Origin of the sequence: Rhizobium sp. NFR03 (assembly GCF_900111275.1) — a bacterium.
Lineage (GTDB): Bacteria > Pseudomonadota > Alphaproteobacteria > Rhizobiales > Rhizobiaceae > Ferranicluibacter.
Window position 1 is genome coordinate 610,679 of the sequence record NZ_FOGR01000001.1, and the last position, 18,670, is coordinate 629,348.

28 protein-coding genes and 1 tRNA gene are annotated in these 18,670 nt (G+C 60.7%); 15 read left to right on the forward strand and 14 right to left on the reverse strand.

Going from position 1 to position 18,670, the window contains the following annotated elements:
- Positions 1-35 precede the first annotated feature (35 nt).
- The 7 genes from BSG19_RS02820 to BSG19_RS02850 are packed head-to-tail and all read right to left on the reverse strand — an operon-like array spanning position 36 to position 5,892.
- Positions 36-716 carry a transcription termination/antitermination protein NusG gene (locus BSG19_RS02820; RefSeq protein ID WP_170865837.1) on the reverse strand — a complete coding sequence of 227 codons (681 nt, stop codon included), beginning with the start codon at positions 714-716 and terminating at the stop codon, positions 36-38.
- Entirely contained in the window at positions 700-1,923 is a 1,224-nt protein-coding gene (locus BSG19_RS02825; protein ID WP_092984640.1) for a helix-turn-helix domain-containing protein, read from the reverse strand. Before BSG19_RS02825 ends, BSG19_RS02820 begins: the two co-directional genes overlap by 17 nt.
- Positions 1,920-2,225, reverse strand: a complete 306-nt coding sequence (locus BSG19_RS02830; RefSeq protein WP_092984642.1) for a hypothetical protein — start codon at positions 2,223-2,225, stop codon at positions 1,920-1,922. Before BSG19_RS02830 ends, BSG19_RS02825 begins: the two co-directional genes overlap by 4 nt.
- On the reverse strand, positions 2,222-4,831 hold the full coding sequence (locus BSG19_RS26250) for an MT-A70 family methyltransferase (RefSeq protein ID WP_092984644.1): 2,610 nt from the start codon (positions 4,829-4,831) through the stop codon (positions 2,222-2,224). The genes BSG19_RS02830 and BSG19_RS26250 overlap by 4 nt, the downstream gene beginning before the upstream one ends.
- Entirely contained in the window at positions 4,824-5,120 is a 297-nt protein-coding gene (locus BSG19_RS02840) for a DUF2312 domain-containing protein (protein WP_170865870.1), read from the reverse strand. The genes BSG19_RS26250 and BSG19_RS02840 overlap by 8 nt, the downstream gene beginning before the upstream one ends.
- Before the next feature lie 56 nt (positions 5,121-5,176).
- Positions 5,177-5,410: a hypothetical protein gene (locus BSG19_RS02845; protein WP_170865838.1), complete on the reverse strand. Its 234-nt coding sequence runs from the start codon at positions 5,408-5,410 to the stop codon at positions 5,177-5,179.
- The gene (locus BSG19_RS02850) at positions 5,407-5,892 is read right to left on the reverse strand and encodes a hypothetical protein (RefSeq protein WP_139274715.1); all 486 of its coding nucleotides are present in this window, start codon (positions 5,890-5,892) and stop codon (positions 5,407-5,409) included. Before BSG19_RS02850 ends, BSG19_RS02845 begins: the two co-directional genes overlap by 4 nt.
- A gap of 400 nt (positions 5,893-6,292) precedes the next feature.
- On the opposite strand from BSG19_RS02850, the gene BSG19_RS25650 reads away from it, so the two are divergent.
- From BSG19_RS25650 to BSG19_RS02915, 14 genes are all read left to right on the forward strand, one after another.
- Positions 6,293-6,667 carry a hypothetical protein gene (locus BSG19_RS25650; RefSeq protein ID WP_139274717.1) on the forward strand — a complete coding sequence of 125 codons (375 nt, stop codon included), beginning with the start codon at positions 6,293-6,295 and terminating at the stop codon, positions 6,665-6,667.
- 389 nt (positions 6,668-7,056) lie between these two features.
- A complete protein-coding gene (locus BSG19_RS02865) occupies positions 7,057-7,287 on the forward strand; it encodes a hypothetical protein (protein WP_139274718.1) in 231 nt (76 codons plus the stop codon).
- Between the two features lie 68 nt (positions 7,288-7,355).
- A complete protein-coding gene (locus BSG19_RS02870) occupies positions 7,356-7,592 on the forward strand; it encodes a hypothetical protein (protein WP_139274719.1) in 237 nt (78 codons plus the stop codon).
- Entirely contained in the window at positions 7,592-7,771 is a 180-nt protein-coding gene (locus BSG19_RS02875) for a hypothetical protein (RefSeq protein ID WP_092984660.1), read from the forward strand. The genes BSG19_RS02870 and BSG19_RS02875 overlap by 1 nt, the downstream gene beginning before the upstream one ends.
- The gene (locus BSG19_RS02880; protein ID WP_092984662.1) at positions 7,771-7,950 is read left to right on the forward strand and encodes a hypothetical protein; all 180 of its coding nucleotides are present in this window, start codon (positions 7,771-7,773) and stop codon (positions 7,948-7,950) included. Before BSG19_RS02875 ends, BSG19_RS02880 begins: the two co-directional genes overlap by 1 nt.
- Entirely contained in the window at positions 7,947-8,153 is a 207-nt protein-coding gene (locus BSG19_RS02885; RefSeq protein WP_092984664.1) for a hypothetical protein, read from the forward strand. Before BSG19_RS02880 ends, BSG19_RS02885 begins: the two co-directional genes overlap by 4 nt.
- Positions 8,146-8,319: a hypothetical protein gene (locus BSG19_RS25955; RefSeq protein ID WP_170865839.1), complete on the forward strand. Its 174-nt coding sequence runs from the start codon at positions 8,146-8,148 to the stop codon at positions 8,317-8,319. Before BSG19_RS02885 ends, BSG19_RS25955 begins: the two co-directional genes overlap by 8 nt.
- A gap of 89 nt (positions 8,320-8,408) precedes the next feature.
- The gene (locus BSG19_RS02890; protein ID WP_139274720.1) at positions 8,409-8,840 is read left to right on the forward strand and encodes a hypothetical protein; all 432 of its coding nucleotides are present in this window, start codon (positions 8,409-8,411) and stop codon (positions 8,838-8,840) included.
- Positions 8,837-9,655: a DUF6551 family protein gene (locus tag BSG19_RS02895; RefSeq protein ID WP_092984668.1), complete on the forward strand. Its 819-nt coding sequence runs from the start codon at positions 8,837-8,839 to the stop codon at positions 9,653-9,655. The genes BSG19_RS02890 and BSG19_RS02895 overlap by 4 nt, the downstream gene beginning before the upstream one ends.
- Positions 9,652-10,401, forward strand: a complete 750-nt coding sequence (locus BSG19_RS26310; RefSeq protein ID WP_244529067.1) for a hypothetical protein — start codon at positions 9,652-9,654, stop codon at positions 10,399-10,401. Before BSG19_RS02895 ends, BSG19_RS26310 begins: the two co-directional genes overlap by 4 nt.
- Complete coding sequence (locus BSG19_RS02905; protein ID WP_139274721.1) at positions 10,398-11,201, forward strand: hypothetical protein; 804 nt, start codon at positions 10,398-10,400, stop codon at positions 11,199-11,201. Before BSG19_RS26310 ends, BSG19_RS02905 begins: the two co-directional genes overlap by 4 nt.
- Positions 11,201-11,869, forward strand: a complete 669-nt coding sequence (locus BSG19_RS02910) for a 3'-5' exonuclease (protein ID WP_092984672.1) — start codon at positions 11,201-11,203, stop codon at positions 11,867-11,869. The genes BSG19_RS02905 and BSG19_RS02910 overlap by 1 nt, the downstream gene beginning before the upstream one ends.
- Complete coding sequence (locus BSG19_RS25960) at positions 11,866-12,033, forward strand: hypothetical protein (RefSeq protein WP_170865840.1); 168 nt, start codon at positions 11,866-11,868, stop codon at positions 12,031-12,033. The genes BSG19_RS02910 and BSG19_RS25960 overlap by 4 nt, the downstream gene beginning before the upstream one ends.
- A complete protein-coding gene (locus BSG19_RS02915; protein ID WP_092984674.1) occupies positions 12,030-13,154 on the forward strand; it encodes a tyrosine-type recombinase/integrase in 1,125 nt (374 codons plus the stop codon). Before BSG19_RS25960 ends, BSG19_RS02915 begins: the two co-directional genes overlap by 4 nt.
- Positions 13,155-13,156: 2 nt before the next feature.
- Here BSG19_RS02915 and BSG19_RS02920 read toward each other — a convergent pair.
- Positions 13,157-13,232: transfer RNA gene (locus tag BSG19_RS02920), tRNA-Ile, on the reverse strand.
- A gap of 153 nt (positions 13,233-13,385) precedes the next feature.
- Between BSG19_RS02920 and BSG19_RS02925 the strand changes: the two genes are divergently transcribed.
- Positions 13,386-14,144, forward strand: coding sequence for an SIMPL domain-containing protein (locus tag BSG19_RS02925; RefSeq protein WP_092984676.1), 759 nt, complete (start codon positions 13,386-13,388; stop codon positions 14,142-14,144).
- Between the two features lie 205 nt (positions 14,145-14,349).
- Here BSG19_RS02925 and BSG19_RS02930 read toward each other — a convergent pair whose 3' ends face one another.
- From BSG19_RS02930 to BSG19_RS02955, 6 genes are all read right to left on the reverse strand, one after another.
- Positions 14,350-14,724, reverse strand: a complete 375-nt coding sequence (locus BSG19_RS02930) for a hypothetical protein (RefSeq protein ID WP_092984678.1) — start codon at positions 14,722-14,724, stop codon at positions 14,350-14,352.
- Positions 14,725-15,011: 287 nt separating this feature from the next.
- On the reverse strand, positions 15,012-15,416 hold the full coding sequence (locus tag BSG19_RS02935; protein WP_092984680.1) for a nuclear transport factor 2 family protein: 405 nt from the start codon (positions 15,414-15,416) through the stop codon (positions 15,012-15,014).
- Between the two features lie 105 nt (positions 15,417-15,521).
- A complete protein-coding gene (locus BSG19_RS02940) occupies positions 15,522-15,944 on the reverse strand; it encodes a secondary thiamine-phosphate synthase enzyme YjbQ (protein ID WP_092984682.1) in 423 nt (140 codons plus the stop codon).
- A gap of 41 nt (positions 15,945-15,985) precedes the next feature.
- The gene (locus BSG19_RS02945; protein ID WP_092984684.1) at positions 15,986-16,339 is read right to left on the reverse strand and encodes a DUF1428 domain-containing protein; all 354 of its coding nucleotides are present in this window, start codon (positions 16,337-16,339) and stop codon (positions 15,986-15,988) included.
- Between the two features lie 88 nt (positions 16,340-16,427).
- Positions 16,428-17,561: a DUF930 domain-containing protein gene (locus BSG19_RS02950; RefSeq protein ID WP_170865841.1), complete on the reverse strand. Its 1,134-nt coding sequence runs from the start codon at positions 17,559-17,561 to the stop codon at positions 16,428-16,430.
- A 220-nt stretch (positions 17,562-17,781) separates the two neighbouring features.
- Positions 17,782-18,357 (reverse strand): GNAT family N-acetyltransferase, encoded by a 576-nt coding sequence (locus BSG19_RS02955; RefSeq protein WP_092984688.1) that lies wholly within the window; start codon positions 18,355-18,357, stop codon positions 17,782-17,784.
- Positions 18,358-18,670 lie beyond the last annotated feature (313 nt).

Genomic DNA, 18,670 nt, shown 5'->3' on the forward strand with positions numbered 1-18,670 from the left:
CAGGATCATAGGATCGTCCGTGGGCGAATTGATACTCACACTTTCTCGACGTCTGCAACATCTAATTCCATCGGCGTGCAACCGTTAAAGATCCTCACTTCAACCCTGATCCTGTTGCGATCCACATCTTGCGCAAGAACAACGCCGTGAAACCGAGAGAATGGTCCTTCAGTCACAAGAACCGTCTCTCCAACGACATAGCGAACCGGATCAGGGTCACGATGATCGTAAGCACCATGATCAGCCTTCTGTATGAATTTGCTCATCAATCTGTCAGGAACACGGTGAACATGCCCACCTCCACCGATCACACCCGAGATACGTTTTTGGCTATCGAAGTGCAGCACGCCTTGGATGGCGGAAGCGCTTGGGACACACCGAACGAGGACATATCCGGGGAGAACGGGCAGCGTCGGCGCAGGGATAACCCTGCCCCTTCGTCTTGTTTCTTCGCCTTTTCGCCTCGGGACAAGGGCATGCACGTCTTCAGACAACAGTGCCTCTTCCACAGCAAATTCACAACGGCTCCGCAGTCTGAAGCACAACCATGCAGCCAGATCGGGGTAATCCTCGGCGATTCTCCGACTGGCCGACGCGAGCTGTGAGATCCTGATTCGGTTCTCACGCCGTGCCTTTTCTTGCTTGAACTCGGCATACGGACGGATCTCGATTGCCTGCGCTTTGTCAAACTCACCGTTCCTATGCTGCATGTTCATCGCCCTGTCTCCGAGTGGTGAGGTAATCCGAGATCGCATCCACGAAGCGCTCAAGGCCAGCAGCGGGCGCTTCACCATCTTCCACGGATGGGAAGTAGATCCATTCCGCAACGCGCCTGCGGTCAAGCGTGGGCCATCCACGCCGCTGATGCTCCGCCATCCATGCGTCAAAGAGCGGGCTATCCCGATGGACCTGACGGAAGTCGGAAGCAGCCTCTTCCAGCGCCAGAGGGCAATGCGTAGGGCGCCTGTCGGCTGCACTCTCGTGCATCGCGTTGACAGCTGGCCATCCGAACCGAATGAGCTTCTGCTCCCTGACCTGGGCCAGCGTCAGCTTCCCAGCTCGGATCTGCGCCTGCTCGAAGCCGGTGGGCCCGGGGATGTTTGTCGCATGTGGCAGCATGAGTTCTGCGAAGCGTGTTGCCATCCAGAGCTTGCCGAAAGGGCCCGCAACCGCCGACTTCGGCTTGGCCGCCTCAACCGGGTCAGGCGCAGCCGTCCAGAGCTTTTCCCGAAAATAGGTAGAAGGCGCAGGCACATGCGATTTCTTCTGCGCCTTGAGCATGGCCAGCCAAGCCGGGAACCGCACGGTAGCCTGCTCGCGCTCGTCATCGGTCAGCTTCATCCAGACGACGAGTGCCGGCTCTTTCGGCATGCCGTCGAAGCCGGGCCAGTTCTTCACCAGCCTCCAGAACGCAGCCTCCGCCTTTTTCGCATCGCTCAAAGGCTGTTCGTTCTTTTCCGATGCCTCGCGCCCGCCCTCTCTCAAATTTACTGGTTCTCTTACTGGTTCCCTTACAGGGTTACTGTCCAGATTCTGGACACGGCTTTCGCCATTTTCTGGACACGGCTCGGGCTGATTTCTGGACACGGCTTCATCAGACCCGTGTCCAGTTTCTGGACCCGGCTTTTCCGCATTTTGCCGCTCGAATCCGGGTTCGAACGGGAACCGATACCGGGTGGATTCCTGCCGCCGCGTGCCCTTGCTGCGACGCTGCTCACGCGCAATCAGCCCCGCCGCTTCGAGATCGTTCAGGTGCACGTTCAATGTCGAGCGTGGCAGCTCGCAGTCCTCGGCAAGCGTATCCTGGCTCGGAAAGCACCCGTGGTCGGGATGGAAGCGGTCACACAGGTGCCAGAGCACAATCTTAGCCGCAGGCCTTAGCCCGCGCTGCTTGATCGCCCAGTTGGTGGCGTCGAAACTCATGATGCAGATGCCCTCTGCGCATCCCCATGCGCGATATCGATCAAACCCGTGCGGGCCTTGCGGCGTGCGGCGAGAAGCGCAGCAGGCACCTCGCCGGTCATTGGGTCGCGCCGGGCGCTGCCACAGGCGATCTCGATGTCGAGCGCGTCCACGCCCCACTGGCAGCCACAGGAACGCAGGATGGCGCGTATGGAGATCATCTCGCGAACAAGGATGCAGACCGGCGCTGCCAGCAGCCACGCCGCTCGCTCCGCGCCGTCCTGCGCGTCCGCAAGAAGCTCGACGATAGGAAGATGGCTCATGCCGCCACCTCGCTTGCGACGGCCGCTGTCGAGCTGGCAGCATCATACAGGAACCCGCCGGGCAGATAGGCAGGGTCCGTTTCCCGACGCTGCAAGATCCAGCTTTCGCGCGGGCCGTCTTCGGAGGTATTCAAGCCGAAAGGTCCGTCGTGTAGCTTGACCTTCTTCTTTCCGCCCTCCGTGAATTGCAGCGTGCAGACGCTTTCCAGATACGACCGCACATCGAGCCCTTCCGAGATCGTTTCGCCATCAAGGTGGCTCACCATGAAGGAACGATAGCCAGTGTCCGAGAAAAACGGCTTGTCGAGATCGACCACATGCGCATCGCCGCCGCTGTAACCGAACAGCCCCGAATACTTGAAATCGACGCGGCAACCGAAAAGCTCGATGAGAAAGCGCCCGGGCTGACCGAACAGCGGCACATCGCCGTCAGGCGCGGCCAAGGCGTCCTTCAGCCAAGTGCTTGCATCATGCAGGCAATTGAACCGCCCGTTCCCGTCAGGAGGCCCGCCGCCCATGGAATGGAGAGGATCGAGCCCGAAGGCATGTTCGTAAATTGCCCTGATGCGGTCCGCAGCATCCTTCATGTCCCCGATCGCGCCAGCGCGAACAGCGCGGTCATAGGTCCGCAATTCTTCCCATGCTCGTCCGATCAGCCCTTCGTCATCAGCCGGCAAGGTCTCACGATAGGTCACGCGCAATGCCCGTTGCGTCTCTCGTTCGATCTCGAATTCGGATCGTTTTGGCGATTTGGGCTCTTTCGGCGGTTTTGGCTTTTTTGGCGGCTTCGGTTCCTTTGGCGGCTTACTTGCCGCAGCTGACAGTCGCGTGTCCGCCAGAGGCTTTGCCGCAAGCCCCCATTCTTCCATGCGCGCCTCGATCCATTTCAGCCCTGCCCGCGCCGCCGCCTTGTGCCCGGACGTGCAAACCGTCGAGGCGTCACTGATCACCGGCCGCAGCTGGCCAGCGACCGCCGCCAACCCATGACGAAGGGCAGATTCGAATGTGCCGATAGTGCCGGTGAGCGGGCTTGCCCCGCCCCGAAATCCGGCAAGTTCGCATTCCGCCGCAATCGAATAGGTCGCATCGTCGTTGAGATGCACCGAGAACCGCGCGAAGGACCCCTTGCGCATGCCGCCAACGGTAAATTCCACCGGCGCATTCTTTCCCGGTCCGGGCGGCAGTTTCGACGCAGGCACATCCGGCGCCGGCGCAACTGGATTAGCCGCAGCGTCCGGTTTGTCGACCCCTCCAGCCTCGAAACCCCAGAACGACCAGGTCGGGCCATGGCGCACATCCGCGAAGTGAAGGCTTTCTTTGCGCTGGAAGAGCTCCAGCTTCCGCATGTCGGGAAACAGCCTGTCGATCTCTTTCGCAAACCACATCGGCTTGCGGCTATGCTCCGTCTTCACCTCGCTGTAGAGGCTCTCCGGCTGCGTCCCCATTTCCAAGCCCGGGAAATCACCCCGCTTGCAGATCAGCAGGTGCTCCGTCCGGTCCCGCACCCATCGGCCCATGCCGATGTTCACCTTGTCCCAGGTGATGGCCGTCACGTATCGGAAGCCCCACGCCTCAACGATGGAGAGCCCGTCCGCGAAGCGGTTCGTCGTCACCCAGAAGAACAGCAGAGCATCCGGCGTGAAGGGCGACTGGTCACCGGCACAGAGCGCACGCCCGTCCTCGACGGACATGGCCGGATACATCAGGCCCCGGTCTTGCCCCGTAGCCTCGCTCCAAGCCTCCTGCTCCCACGGGAAATCGCAGTAGCCGATCGGAAACGCCGCGCGCGGCATCTCGCCTGCCGTCACCTTCCCATGCGCCGCGATCGCGTTGATGAGCCCTGTCCGGACCGCACGCTTCGTCGACATCTTTTCGGTGCGGATTTCCTTGGCTTCCGCCTCTTTCGCCTTATCGACCTCGAACAGGGCCCGGACATAAACTGTCTGCTCTTCCGCCCGCAGGCTCTTGAGCCGATCAAGTACGACGCCCTTGTCGTGCCGCGTGCCGCGCAGCATGCGCAGCGCCTGTTCCGAGATCTTCTCACCACGCTCGGAATCACGACGAACAGCGCGCTCTGATTGACCGGTAGCTTCAGCCGTTGCGGTGGCGAAGCTTTTCGAATCCACGTCGGAAAGGTGGCCAACTTGGCCACCTTTTTCATAGCCGCCGCGCCCAGTTGCACCCTGCGCCGTCTCCGGGTGCTTCATCAGGTAAAGCTCTTTCCGACGAAAAACGAACAGTGCCCTGTCCGCCGGCGTCAGTTCCGCCCGGCAAAGGTTCTCGTCGATCTCCCACAACTCGGCATCGAACTCATCTTCCTCGCGCACCACGGCGGCGATCCATTCGCGGCCGAGCTGCCGGACAGCTTCAAGCCGATGCGCGCCAGCCGCCAAAAACATCTGGCGTTGATCATCACCCCCGAGGAACAGAGAAATGGGCGTGCGCAGACCGAGATCCGCGATCGACACCTTGAGCGCATCGACCTTGGCCTGGTCGACGCTGCGCAGACGATGCCCGATGATGATCTCGTCGACCCGGACCGCCGTCGCCATATCGCCGCTTCCGGTCTTGATCGAGAATTCGCTTTCCCACACCAGCTTAGCCATCGACGCCTCTATCGATCATGCCGAGCGCGGCAAGGTACGTGTCGAGAATCGTCTCGAATTCCATCCGCTCATTCGGGTCCTGCTTGCGGATTTTCAGCACGGCCCGCATGATTTTCGGCTCGAAGCCGGTGCCCTTGGCTTCTGCGAAAACCTCTTTGATGTCGTCGGCCACGCCGGCCTTTTCCTCTTCCAAGCGCTCGATGCGCTCGAGGAAGCTGCGCAGCTGGTCGGCCGCGACGTTCGGCCCGCCGCTGATGACCTTTGCGCGCGTCTCCCGGCGTTCACTCATCGCCTCGTCAGCTGGAACAGCCGGGTTTCGAGGGGTGTAGGGGTCGTATTTGCTCATCAGTGCGCTCCCCGCAGGCGCGCAAGATAGGCCCTGCCTTTGTTGGTGATTTCGATAGCGCGGCGGTTCAGGCCGGATGGTCCGACAAGACCGAGCGGCAGCAGCGTGCGGACGCTGTCGCGATCGGCCGGCGTCTCGATGAAAAGCCGACCGCCCGCGCCATCGAGCTTTCGCAGGAAGGCGCGGGCGGCGGGGACAAGGACGACCTCAAGCGTTGAGGGAAAGGACATCATGCGCCTCCCAGCCGCTTGACCATGTCGCGGACTAGACGCTTAAGACGGTGACACTTGTCGATGATCGTCCGCTTCTCCAGCGCGTCGATCACGTTGTCTTCCAGCGCTGAAAAGATCTCCTCCGCCAGACCCATGGCTTTGCGGGCAATCATGTGTGCGTCCGCTTCAGTAACCGCACCTTCGAGCTCTTCAGCAGGCGCGGCAGCCACGAGTTGAAAGCCCAGGATCTCACCATACGCGGTCAGGATAATCGGTGAACCGGCGGCACGATCCACTTCAACGGCGATGTCGAGCGGGATCAGCGTTTCGTCGTTCTCAGCGTTCGTCGATGCGTACTTCGAAAGCTGGCTAATGCTCGCGCGCGTACGCGTTGTCACCACGCTCACGCCACCGGCCAGCCGGTAGGCCGCCTCTGTCGCCTTCTTGATGGTGCGGACTTCTTCAGCGGAGATGCCACGCAAATGGTCGGATTTCAGACGCACGAAAACACCCCGCAAAATGGCAAGGAAAAAAAATCGAATAAGGATTCGGTGAAGCGCGCCCGGAGGCGGCTTAGAGGTTTGCCATCAGAATTACGGAGGGCCTTGAGCCGATGATAACGAAAACTTCATTCCGCGCCTCCGGTGGCCAGAACGACCTCGTTGGAGCAAGAAATGAACGTCAAAAGCTTCAAAGCTGGACCACGGGGCCTGCTATGACCTGTCTCCCATAAAGAGACCGTGCTCTGGTCAACGCCAATCTCCGACGCGAGCTGGGCCTGCGTCATGCGAAGTTTGTCGCGGAGCTTTCTGACATCAAGTTCGGCTTCCATCGCCAATCTATGAGTTTTCCATAGATCATTGTCAATGAGTATCCCATATCAGAATATGAAATAGTCACACCATGGAATTGCACGAACGATTGATGCGGGCGCGAATTGACGCTGGTTTTGAAACTGCTGTTCAGGCAGCGGCAGCCGTTGGCGTGCCTTATCCTACATATGCAGGTCATGAGAATGGAAGCTCAGGCTTCCGTGCCGATAAAGGCGAGATTTACGCCAAAAAATTCAAAGTACGCTTCGAATGGCTCATGAGCGGCGTTGGGCCGCAGAAGGATTTGGCGTCAAAGTACAGGGAGATCCTCCTTACTTTTGATAGCCTTCCTCCTGATCTTCAGGAGAGCTATGCCGATGTTCTGCGCAAGCTTGCAGCGCCTTACCAACAGCAAGGGCCTGCTCAAGCACCGGCTCAGGCAAAAGCAAAATCATCTTCAGAGTAGCATCTCTTTTGACGATCTCACGCATCTCGTAGAGCGAGAGATCCGCAGCCAAGGCCTTTAGACGGCCCATCGACACGCCGCGTGTTAACTTTTTTCGCCTCTCATATACGATCACTTCCGCCACCTGCCTCCGTAAAGGATCAGGCACACTGACTCAATAATGAGAACATAACAAGAACTAAATTGTTGAGTTCATCAACCTCTGATTCGGGACCAACCATATTCGGAAGGCCAGATGTATGACTTTTCCATAATAACTGTTGACCAAATTATGAGTTTCGCATAGCGTCTGCTCACCTCCCCGGACCCGGAGCGGCGCAGAAACAGGTTTAGCGTCCCGCGCCGCTCCACCGTCGAGGCCTTGCCCACGACAACAGATGGAGCGCATCATGACCCCGACCACATACCGCACTTCCGCAACGGACGCCGAACTCAAGTCCGCTATGGCCGACAAGCTCATCCACTACGCTTCCGCCGGCCATTGTGCCACGCGCTCGCAGATGGAAGCGCACTTCACACCAGCAGATCTCGACCGCCTGGGTGCCGCCGCGGCCCGCGAAGCCGAAGCGCGCACCGAGCGCCAGACGATCGCACGCGTCCCGGCCCGACGCGCCGCCTGATCCACGATCCGCTTTCGGTGACCGCCCTCCTGTGGGGCGGCATCCGAAACGGATGAAGGATTCCCAACATGCCCCGATTGCCTGACAATGCGACCGCGATGCGGCTTCGCAAAAGCGGCACTGTGCCTTCGATCAAGACCTATCCTTACCGGCTGACATCGGCGAGCGGTGTCCAGTTCGACGTGCTTGCGCCGAATGAAGATGCCGCCCGGCTTTATGTCCAGCGTCGTCATCAGCGCATCCGCATTGAGAGCGTCACGCTTGCCGGGTCGGATCAGTCACAAGACTCGAAGAGGCTCGGCTGATGGACGTCCGCTCCCCAACGCGCGGCAAGGTCGTCTTTCACCCCGAAGTCGCAAAGACCCGCCGTCGCCAGCGCCGCATGCGTGCCGTCATCAAGGCGGCGCTCATCGCGGGCGCGCTTGCCGTCATCGTCGTTGTGGCGGTCGCTCTCATCGCTCTGTTCACCGGAGGCTATCGCTGATGATCAAACTCCCCGACATCACCGGCACCAACCATTTATGCCGCCCGCCGTCGCCGTGCCGCGGCATGGTCGCCGCTCTGCTCGGAATCCTCTTCCTCGCTCTCATGGCAGCCGTGCCGCTGGCAACCGCCGGCATGGCGCGGCACGCCGCCTACGAGCGTGCGGAGGCCCGCATATGAAGCGGCTCGATCAGAACATGCTGGCCGCTCTGCTCGCTTGCTACGTCACGCCTGACGAAAAGTTTTGTGCGATCGCCGCCGCGCACGGCGTCGATCGTGAGCAGTTGCAGGAGGAATGGTTCGATCTCGAAAAGCAGCGTCGCGCCTTTCGCCCGCGTCCGGCCTGGACGCCGGCACCTGAAAGGATGGCCGCCCATGCGTGATGTCGAGCCCCAGCCCATCCTCCCTTTCCGCGTCCATTTCGAGGACGAGACGATCACGCCTGTCGATATCGCCGCCTGCGACCCCGACGAGGCGCGCAAGCGCGCGTCTATCAGGCACCCCGGAAAGCCGATCAACAAAGTGAAGATCGTCAGGGAGAAGATCTGAGCATGTCGGTCTTGCCGCCCTCCCCGAACCAGAAGCGCATGGATGCGATACGCCGTCGCGTAGCCGCCGCCATGCCCGACTGGAAGGTGATGGCCGACGAGACCGGCACGTTTGTGACCGCAGCGGATGGCCCGGACAGCGAGCGTGTCTATCGGCTCGAAGATGCCGCCAATCTCGACAACCGCGAGATGGCCATCAGCGCGCCTGACGATTTGCTCTTTCTGCTGCGCATGTACGACGCTCTCGTGAAGCGGTTCATGCCGGCCAGGCCGGCCAAGATCACACCGGAAAAGCCAGCGAACTACGCCGCCGAATGCGCCATGCGCTGCGGCGAACGCAAGTTCCGCCAGTTCCTCAGCGTCTGCCACGGCGTCGATGTGTCCAACGACGAACGCATTCGAACTCGCATTCATTTCATGCTCCGGATCAACTCCCGAGCCGTCCTCAACACCGACCCCGCCGCCGCCAACCGTTGGCGCGATCTCGTGCGGGATTTCGAATCCTGGGAGAGAAGCCAATGACAGCGCCAAAGCCTGCCATAAAGATGGAGATTGGCGAACCGCCCGAGCTGGCGTGGGTGCCGGTCACCGCGATCCGCATCGACGACAGCTATCAGCGCGAGCTAAAGGAAAAGCGCGTCACGCAGATCCTGAGCGATTTCACCTGGGCGCACTTCGGCTCCGTCATGCTGGTCCGCCAGTCAGATGACACGTTCACCTGTTTCGATGGCCAGCACCGCGTAGAGGCAGCGCGCCGGCATCCGTCGATCATCGAAGTGCCTGCGGCGATCGTGGAGCTAGATCAGCCCCGCGATGAGGCAGGCGCATTCCTTGGCGTCAACGTCAACCGCACTGCCATCAGCACGGTTGAAAAATATCATGCCGGCATTGAGGCAGGTGACCCGGATATGATGGCCGTCTGCACTCTGCTCGAGGAAGCGGGCTGCGAAGTTATCGCGCGCCACGGCATCAAGCCGGCGGCAAACCGCACTGCGGCTGTTACGGCCGTGCAGCGGTCGATCAAGACCTACGGCGACGCCGCCGTCGTCTCAGCATGCCGGACCCTAGTTGCAGCATGGCCGAAGGACACCGGCGCCCTCCACGCCATCATGATCCAAGCGCTGGCCCGGCTGTATCGCAACAACCGCCAACACATCGACGAAGCACGAATGACCGCAAAACTGATGGGAAAGGATCGCAAGATCCTAACGGGCGACGCCGAAACCCTGCGCAGTATCGGCGGGGGTGACGCCACCGCCAGCGTCGCGAAGGTCCTCGTCGAAATCTACAACAAGAGCCTTCAGCAAGGACAGATCCAGATCGGAGCAAACCGATGACCCCCCATAAAGGTCAGCAACCAAACCGGATTGAAGAAGCGGCCCGCACGATCTTTGACCTGTTGCCGCACAACGGCGCAATGGGCAGCGCACGGCCTGCCTGGGATGAACCAGCGGCCGCCCCGCAGCGTGACGAGGCGCTGCGCTACGCTCACGCCGCCGCACCATTCTTGTCGCCCACCCCATCACCCCAGGCAGATGTGGAGGCGCAGGTTCTTAACCTGCTGCTCGACCATCACTATCACGGGCACTTTCTGCCTGAAGGTCGATATCGCATCGCCACTCCCAATGCGGCCGACCAACCCCCATCGACCCAGAACAATGTGAAGCCGCTCGCCTGGGCGACTGTGCCGAAAACGGAAGGCGGATGGCGTTTCGTGACGGACATCGAGGCGCAGGCGGATACGTGGCGGGCTGACGGGCATACCATCGTTCCGCTCGTTGAAGCCCCGCCACCCCAGGTCAGAAAGCTAGGCCACACGGCGGCGGACCTAGTTGCCAAGATCGCGCAAGTCTCTAACGCAGTCGGCTTCCAAGCGGGCGAACCGGCGATGGAGATGGCTGGCCTGATCGTCTCCATCCTTGCCGCCAACCCCGAGCACATCGAGCGCTTCATGACCGAAGGCTCGGAGCTTTTCTTGGACTGCACCTTCAACCACGAAAACGGATCGCTGACCTATCGGGCCATGAACGGGTCGATCCTGTCGCCGTCCGTCCTTCGCGAGAAGAAAGGGCAGCAGCAATGACCGCTACCCGAGATCGACTTATCGGAAACCTCCTTGATCGTTGGGAGATGACACCCAACGACCTGAAGCAGGAAATGCGGGAGCATAGTTGCGGCAAGCAACTGGACGAGCTTTTGAGCCATGTCGAAGCCCCGCCACCCCAACCGAATGTGGTGCCGATCGAACTCGACGGCGTTTCGAGGGCACTGGAAAACGGCGACGGCGTCTGGCGGTCATGCAGCGGTTGCCATGAACTTGACGAGGGCGTTGCAACCGGATCTTACAGCGATCTGATGAGGTGCCACCTTGGCATAGGCTGCAGCGAATGCGGCGGCATCGGTGCGATTTGGGATACGACCGATTACGCGGAGATGGGCGAATATATTGCGCTCACCTATCCAGACGCACCCCAACCGACAAAACCGATCGGCTATATCCCAAGCGCCTTCATTAAGCATCTGCGCGACGGAGTGCAGGGCAAAATCTTTATCTACACCGAGCCGCAGCCTTTGACGGTTGCACTGTACGTAGACCCGCCGCGCGAGCGCAATGTGCGGCAGCTGGATTGGTCCAACTTCGCTGGGCCGAAACGGAATGCCGAGTGGAAGCCGGACGATCAGGACCTGATCTACACGGCCATCAACTTCCGAGACGATGAATGGGGCGATGCGGACGAAGACGCAGGTCAACAGATCGTCGAGCGCTTGCTTCAGGCGTGGCAGGAAGCGGAGATGGCGGCGGCCCACTATGCCCACCATCGGCGTGAGCTGCTCGATGCTGTCCAGCCCGCGACCCAAACGGAACAGCAGGAGACGCTTTGATGCGCGATCTTATGATTGACATCGAGACGCTGGGCAGCCGCCCCGGAAGCGTCATTTTGAGCATTGGCGCAGTCACGTTTGACGCCGAGACCGGCCAGTTGGGCGACGAGTTCTATTCGGCAATTGATCCTGAAACCGCAGTCTCAATCGGGCTGACCACTGACGTCGCAACGATGATGTGGTGGATGAAGCAATCGGAAGACGCGCGCCGTGCGGCCTTCTGCGGCGAGCGCCATTTGGCGCCGGTCCTGATTGAGTTCGCGGAATTTGTCCGAAGTGCAGACGCCAGTCGAGTATGGGCCAAACCCCCATCCTTCGATCTCGTGCTGCTCGAAGCAGCCTTCAGGGCGTGCATCCTTCCCGTGCCATGGCATTTTCGGACGCACCGCGACTGCCGGACGATCTTTGATTTGACCAACACAAAGCAACCCGACGTCGGCACAGCGCACAACGCGCTTGATGACGCGAAGGGCCAGGCGCTAGGCGTCATCGCCGCCTATTCGACGCTCGGCGGCAACCTGCCGCCCCAGGAACAACCGAACGATGGAACGCGGCGAACCTTCGTGATCCCGGACGGCCAATATGCCGTACTCGATGAAGACGGCCGAGCGACGGGAGAGGTGCGCCCTTTGCCAACGCCCCAGGAGCCATCGGGCGGTGCGACATGACCGCCCGCGCAATCATCACCGAGAGCGAGTTGCGCCGCATGGCGAGGGTCGTCAAGAGTGAAGGCGTCCGAGTTGGCACAGAGATCGATGGCAGGGTGTACTGGGTTGCGCCGGAGCACTCCAAGCCCGCCGCAGTTGACGAACAGGAGGAGATCAGGCTTTGAATGATCTCATGCCTCGAAAACTCCCGCTCTACGTCTGCAAGCAAAAAGACCGCAACGGCGCATGGGTCTATTATTTCCGAATAGGGAAAGGCTCGCGTACCCGGCTGCCCGATCCAAACAACGCCAGATTTCGAGCGGCCTACCAGGCGGCTTTGGCTGGCACGGACATCGAAATCAGAGATCGAGATGCGCCGAACACCATCGCGTGGTTGATCGCCCGCTATATGGAAAGTGCAGAATGGGCAGGGCTTCAGCCAGCGACCCGGAAGCAGCGAAGCAATATCTTCTTCCACGTCAAAGAGAAATCCGACGGTCGCGGCGGCAAGATCGGCATGAAGTCATATTCTCTCATCACAGAGAAGGCCGTCCGTGCCGGCATGGAAGATCGAGGCAAGACGCCGGCCGCCGCGAACAACTATCTAAAATCCATGTCCGCACTTTGCAAATGGGCCGTCAAGAACGGGCACATGAAGAGCAACCCGGCAGAGGGCGCCGACCGCTACAAGCTTAAAGGCGACGGCTTCCCTGCATGGGAGATCGAGGACGTTCGCGCCTTCTGTATCAAGTGGCCGATCGGCACGAAGCAGAGGCTTGCGATGGAACTCGCGATGCACACTGGCTTGAGACGATCTGACCTTGTCCGGATTGGACGGCAACATCTCCGAGGCAGCGCACTGTCGATAACGACAGCCAAGACGTCAGCTCGAATCACTGTCGAGCTGCCGCAACGGGTGATCGACATCATCGCGGCCACGCAAACCGGCGATCTGCACTTCCTGGTCACGGACTACGGTAAGCCGTTCTCTGTTCCGGGTTTTGGGAACTGGTTTGGCGAAGCCTCCAGAAAAGCAGGACTAGAAAAAAACACCCACGGCCTTCGAAAACTGGCGGCGACCATGGCCGCGAATGGCGGTGCGACAGCGCACGAACTGATGAGCCAATTCGGCTGGTCGAATTCGAAGCAGGCGGAGATCTATACCAAGAAGGCCGATCGAGCACGGCTCGGGGTCAAGGCTTCCCGCATCGTCAGCGAACAGTTAGAGAACGAGCTTGCCCCTCACAGTGAAACTTGCGAGGGGAAAATTCCAAATAGCGTAACGAATTCAAGCACTAAGAATTGAGGTGGTAGGCCCGGAGGGACTCGAACCCCCAACCAAGCGGTTATGAGCCGCCGGCTCTAACCATTGAGCTACAGGCCCTGACGGCGGTGCCGTTTGTGGAGGTCAATGGTGGCCTCCGCGAGATGGCTTTAGCGGAATTTCGGGATTGTCACAAGACACCGCCGTATTCCCTTCACATTCGGTCCGCAACAAGGTTGCAGGGACGAAATAGATGAAGAGAAAGAACCCGATATGATGTCAACGCTCCGCCCGCGCCCTGCCCTTCCGGCTGGTTTCGCACCCGTGCTCGCACTTGTCGTGGCGGCCACGGCGGCCCTGCCCGCTTTCGCCCAGACACCACCGCCACCGCATCGTGAAGCGGTGATCGAGGTCAATGGCGAAGGGCGTGCGGCCGTAGCGCCGGATATGGCGATCCTCTCCTTCAGCGTGGTGACGGATGGCAAGACGGCGCGGGAAGCGTTGGACGGCAATTCGAAAGCCATGACAGATGTACTGGGTGCCCTGCGCACAGGCGGGATCGCCGACCGGGATCTCCAGACCTCCGGCTTCGCGGTCAATCCGCAATACCGTTATCCCGAAAACAACAATGGCAGCGAGCCCCCGACCCTTATCGGCTATCAGGTCGCCAATACCCTGACGGTACGCCTGCGCGAGATTGCAAAGCTGGGCGCGATCATCGATCAGGCCGTCACTCTCGGCGTCAATCAGGGTGGCAGCATTCAGTTTACGAACGACAAGCCTGAAGCTACCCTGAGCGAAGCCCGTAAGGCAGCCGTCGCCGATGCGGTCACCAAGGCACGAACGCTTGCCGAAGCCGCAGGCGTAAAGCTTGGACGGGTCATCGAAATCAACGAGAATGCCGGTCGCCCCGAACCTATGCCCATGGCCCGCGCCATGGCAAAAGACATGGCCGAAGTGTCCGTTCCTATCGCAAATGGCGAAAACAGCTACAACGTCACGGTGAACGTGACCTTCGCAATCGATCCCTGAGGATATCTGGAGCGACGGGCTCATTGCAGCTCGTCGCTCTACCTTGGTGGACGCAGTTTCCGTCCCTTCTGCCGGCATCGCTCGCTCGGAGCAGCCGACGCTGGCCGCGCTGTTTTGGACTTCATACAATGACAGGAAAAGCCTGCCTGCTCCGTTCGAAGCAGACAGGCTTTTTTGTCACGCGGCCACGAGAATTTCTGTGCGATTACCGGCCCAAAGCAGGGCATCCCCGCACATTTGCGAAGGTCACTGTACGGAAGCCGCCGCGGAAACGACCCTCGACGACAACCCGGCGCGGGGTAACATCGACGACGCGGGCGCGGCGCAGGCCGTAGGCGCTGGCCTTGTCCGCAGCAAGCCACGGTGCACAACGACCGCGGCGGTCACGACCCCAGTCCCGGCGATCGCGATCGTGGCGGTTTCGCGACCAGTCACGCTCGTCGCGATACTGAACATCGACAACGGAGCCGGAGTGAAGGCCGAGACGGATCTGGTCGGCGAAAGCGGTGCCGGCAAAGGCAGAAAGGCCGGACACGCCGATCAGCGCGGCAACGGCAAGTCGGGTGATCATGGTTTTCATGGAGCGTTCCTCGATCTTCTGGAGCGAACTCGCGTTTCCGCGAGGCGTTCATCTGTTGCTCGCCATCATCAGGCGAAGGATTCCTTTTTAGCGCGGGGAAGCTGAATGTAGGTAAAATCGCACATTCAGGAACCGTTCATGTTGAAAAGGCACCGGCCTACGTCTCCCGGTAGCGCAGGCTCCCGGGAATACGTCATACAGGAGCGCGTCGTGGTTTCTCCACAGCGACATGCAGAGGAGCAAGGACCAGACGTGTCTTCAGCGAGGTTGAGAGATCACAAGGGGCTCTACCGCAGCAGCTGCTGCTCGAAGATGCGGATGTTGCGGTAGTGCGTGAGGCGCGTCACGCTCGGTCCGTCGAACTCGAAGACGAAGACGCTCGGGATCGAGTAGGATTGGCCTGTCGCAGCCGGAAATCCCGCCATGCTTTCGCGGTAGTGTCCCCGCGCCGTGACATCCACTGCGACGCGCTGGCCGAGTTGGTCGCGCATCGGCACCATATCGACGAATTCCTCGTCGAAATGCCGGAAATAACTCATGATCGCGAGACGTAGCGGATGCGAGCCGATGGCACGTTGCCCGGTCAGGGTATCGAGCGCCGCATCCTCGTCCAGAAACCCCGCGATCGTCTCGAAGTCCCGATGGTTCAGAGCCTCCATGAAGCGCTGGGCAATCGTCTGCACGTCCGTCATCACTCCTCCCTCTTCGTCGGCTTACAGCGCTGTGAAAGCAAACACTCCTCGGAAACAATGATACGAGAACGGCCGATGTCAAGCGCTGGAATGACGCACCGAATTCTATCGTCCGAGATGAAGCACGATCTCTCGCCGATGCGGACGCTGACGATGTTCGAAGAGATACAGGCCCTGCCACGTGCCAAGCACCAGGCGTCCCGCCGAGACGGGAATACCGATCGATACGGCGGTCAGCGCCGCCTTGATGTGCGCCGGCATATCGTCCGGGCCCTCGTCGGTGTGAACGACCCACCGCATGGACGGATCATCGGACGGGGGAACGAGACGCGAGAAGAACATGTCGAGATCCCGTCGCACGTCCGGATCCGCATTTTCCTGAATGAGCAGCGAGCATGAGGTGTGCCGGACGAACACTGTTGCAAGGCCTTCCTCGACCTCTGACTGTCGTACAAAAGCCTGCACCTCGCCGGTGAACTCATAGAGCCCGGCGCCGCGGGTCGAGACGATGAGTGTGGTCTGTGGCATGACATCTCCCGGTCGTTCCATCATCTGCGCGAGCACGCACTCTACACGTGAACAAGCGTATTGAACCCACCATAGATCATTCTCTGCCCGTCAAAGGGCATGGCGCCGGGGTCGATCTTCAGTCGAGGGTCCGCCATGACCTTGGGCACGATCATATCCCGGTCTGCCTTGGAGGCGTAGACGATCCAGGCGAAGATGACGACCTCGTCCGCGGCGGCCTGCACGGCCCGGGGAAACGAGGTTACCTTACCATAGGGAAGATCGTCACCCACGCATTCCACGTAATCGAGTGCCCCGTGCGCCTTCCATATCGCGCCGGCCGTTCGAGCCAAGTCAGCATAGGCATCGAGCCGATCCCGGCGCACGGCCACGATGAAACCGTCGACATATGTCATTCGTCCTCCTTCCACGCACGACACCGTTCGTGATGGCTGGGGAAGCCGAAGGTTGGCGAGATGTTCCGAAGGGGTTTCGAGTTTTCGGTCAATCCACAACGAGACCGCGTGCTACCCAGGCGCTGCGTGGAATGGTTTCGCCAAGCGCAAAGCGAAATGCGGTAACGGCGTCGAACGCGGTGTTCACGGTACAATCGAACGTCATCTCACGCCACACCCCGCGAGAGCGGACAGCACCGCCGCGGGCGCTGAGATGCTGCGCCGTAATCGATCCGCCGTTCTTCCCGAAACTCTGCACGAGATCCGGTGTGAACGCTGCGCTGGCGCGTCGCGCCTGCTCGGCGGCCTCGATGCTGCACATCTGCACGATACGCTTCTCTGGAGGCAGCTTGCCCAATGCGCCGCGCACGCGTGGATCCGACAGGATATTCTTGGAGTAGAGCGTCTTCGCCGGCTTTGGTGCCGGAGACGGTGTCGGCTTTGCCTGCGGCACGACCGGGGTGGCGGGAACAAATGCCGCCTGCTCGGCCGGCGTCATCGGCGTGTCGCTGTCGCTTTCGGGCGATGAAGCGGCTGGTGCCGCCTCCGCAGCTTCACTGTCCGGCTTTGCGGGAGGCGCGACAGGTGGAGGCGGAAGCGCCTTCTCTGTCGCAGGCGCCTCGGGAGCGGGCTCAGCTGTTGCCTGGGGAAAGGACACCTCCTCACCGGATGGCGTCTTGCCGGCAAGAATCTGCGGCACTGCCGGAGAGGCCCCTGTCGACTTCGGCTGAAGTGCGGGGGTTGAGGTTGGCGAAGCAGCCTCCTCCGGCGCCTGTTCGGCAACCGGCGCTGCAGTTGTCGTCGAGGCAGCCGTACCCTGTTTCTGCCCGGCATCGGGAAGCTTTGAAGGCGCCTCCGCAGCCGGGTCGCGTGGCGGTGCCTCGTCTTCGTCGGCCATGCCATTTGGTGCCGGCATATCCAGAGGGTCCGGTGGCGCATCCGGCTCCTCTGCCGCAGACGCCTCGAAGGGTTGCGATGCGGCGGCAGATGGCGTTGGCTCGGCCGGAGCCGATTTTGCGCCGGGCGGTGGCGAAGCTGCGGACTGTTCCGGCCTGGCTTTCCCAGGCGGTGCGCGATCTACCTTTTCCGAGGCAGCCTCCTCTTTCTCCGGCTCGGGCGCTGGCTTCGGTGCCTCTATAGCTTTCTCCGGCACCTCAGGTTCGGGCACGATCTCGACGGTCACACTCGGCTCGACGGGCGCCTCTGCCGTTCTCCGGGGAAGTTCCAGGAAAAACGGCGCAACGACAACCGCGTGGAGAACCAGCGAGGCGATGACTGCCCAGAGAGGTCTGTCGTACCGATGGTGAGAAGAATCTGATGTCACAGGGAGGGACATAGGCACTTTCAGCCGTAACACCAAGCGAGGGGACGTCTGCTGGCTGTCTTCTCACCGATGATGACGATCAGGTCTCCGTCTGTGCAGCTTTGCATCCGAGTTGCGGCGACATCAGCGCCATGGCGATAACATCGGCGTAAGCACCATTGCGGAACGCATAGGCCCGCAATACACCCTCGCGTCGAAAGCCTGCCCGTTCATAGAGCGCGATCGCGCCTGCATTATCGGAAAACACCGTTAGTTCCACGCGTAGGATCTGCAGCCAGTTGAAGGCCGCATCCAGCAGCGCCTCGAGCAGAACGACGCCGATGCCCTGTCGTTGAAAATCATCATGAATGCCAAGGCCGAGGATGGCGACGTGCTGACGTCGCCCGGACTGGCAGTGCAATCCACCCAATCCCACGATCCGCCGGTCGAGTTCCGCAACCACCTTCGTCGAGGCCGCCTCGCCGCCGGCGCCGAGCCACCTTGCCGTTGCCTCTTCGCTCTGAAACGGCAACCTCTGCGTACCCGCACGATAAAGCGGAAGATTGGAAAGTTCTGTGATGCCGGCGACATCGCGGTGCTCGGCCGCTCGAAGTCTCAAGCCTTCCGGAACAGGACGCCCGGCATGAGCACGGATAGGAAATGACGGATCAGGCATAGGTCGCTCCTTGGAGGGTCAAGGGCGAACCGATACCGGCCACCCTTCGGAGAGGGAGGCACGGACGTTGGAACAGACAATCAGTCCCGACAACGCTCCGCACATCCCGAGAGGGATGTCATGATGCAGGTCGTCATGGGGCAAATCAGTTTCATGAGGCAAAGCTTATGCGGCGTCTCGCCTGCGGTCAAGAAGACCGTGCATGCGACAACGGACGCGGGGTCCCTCCTCCTCTCGCACCGACTGTATACAGGCTCGGACCGAGGTCGCTTTATGGAGGCAAAGATCGCGGCGGATCAACGTCAGAGAGCGT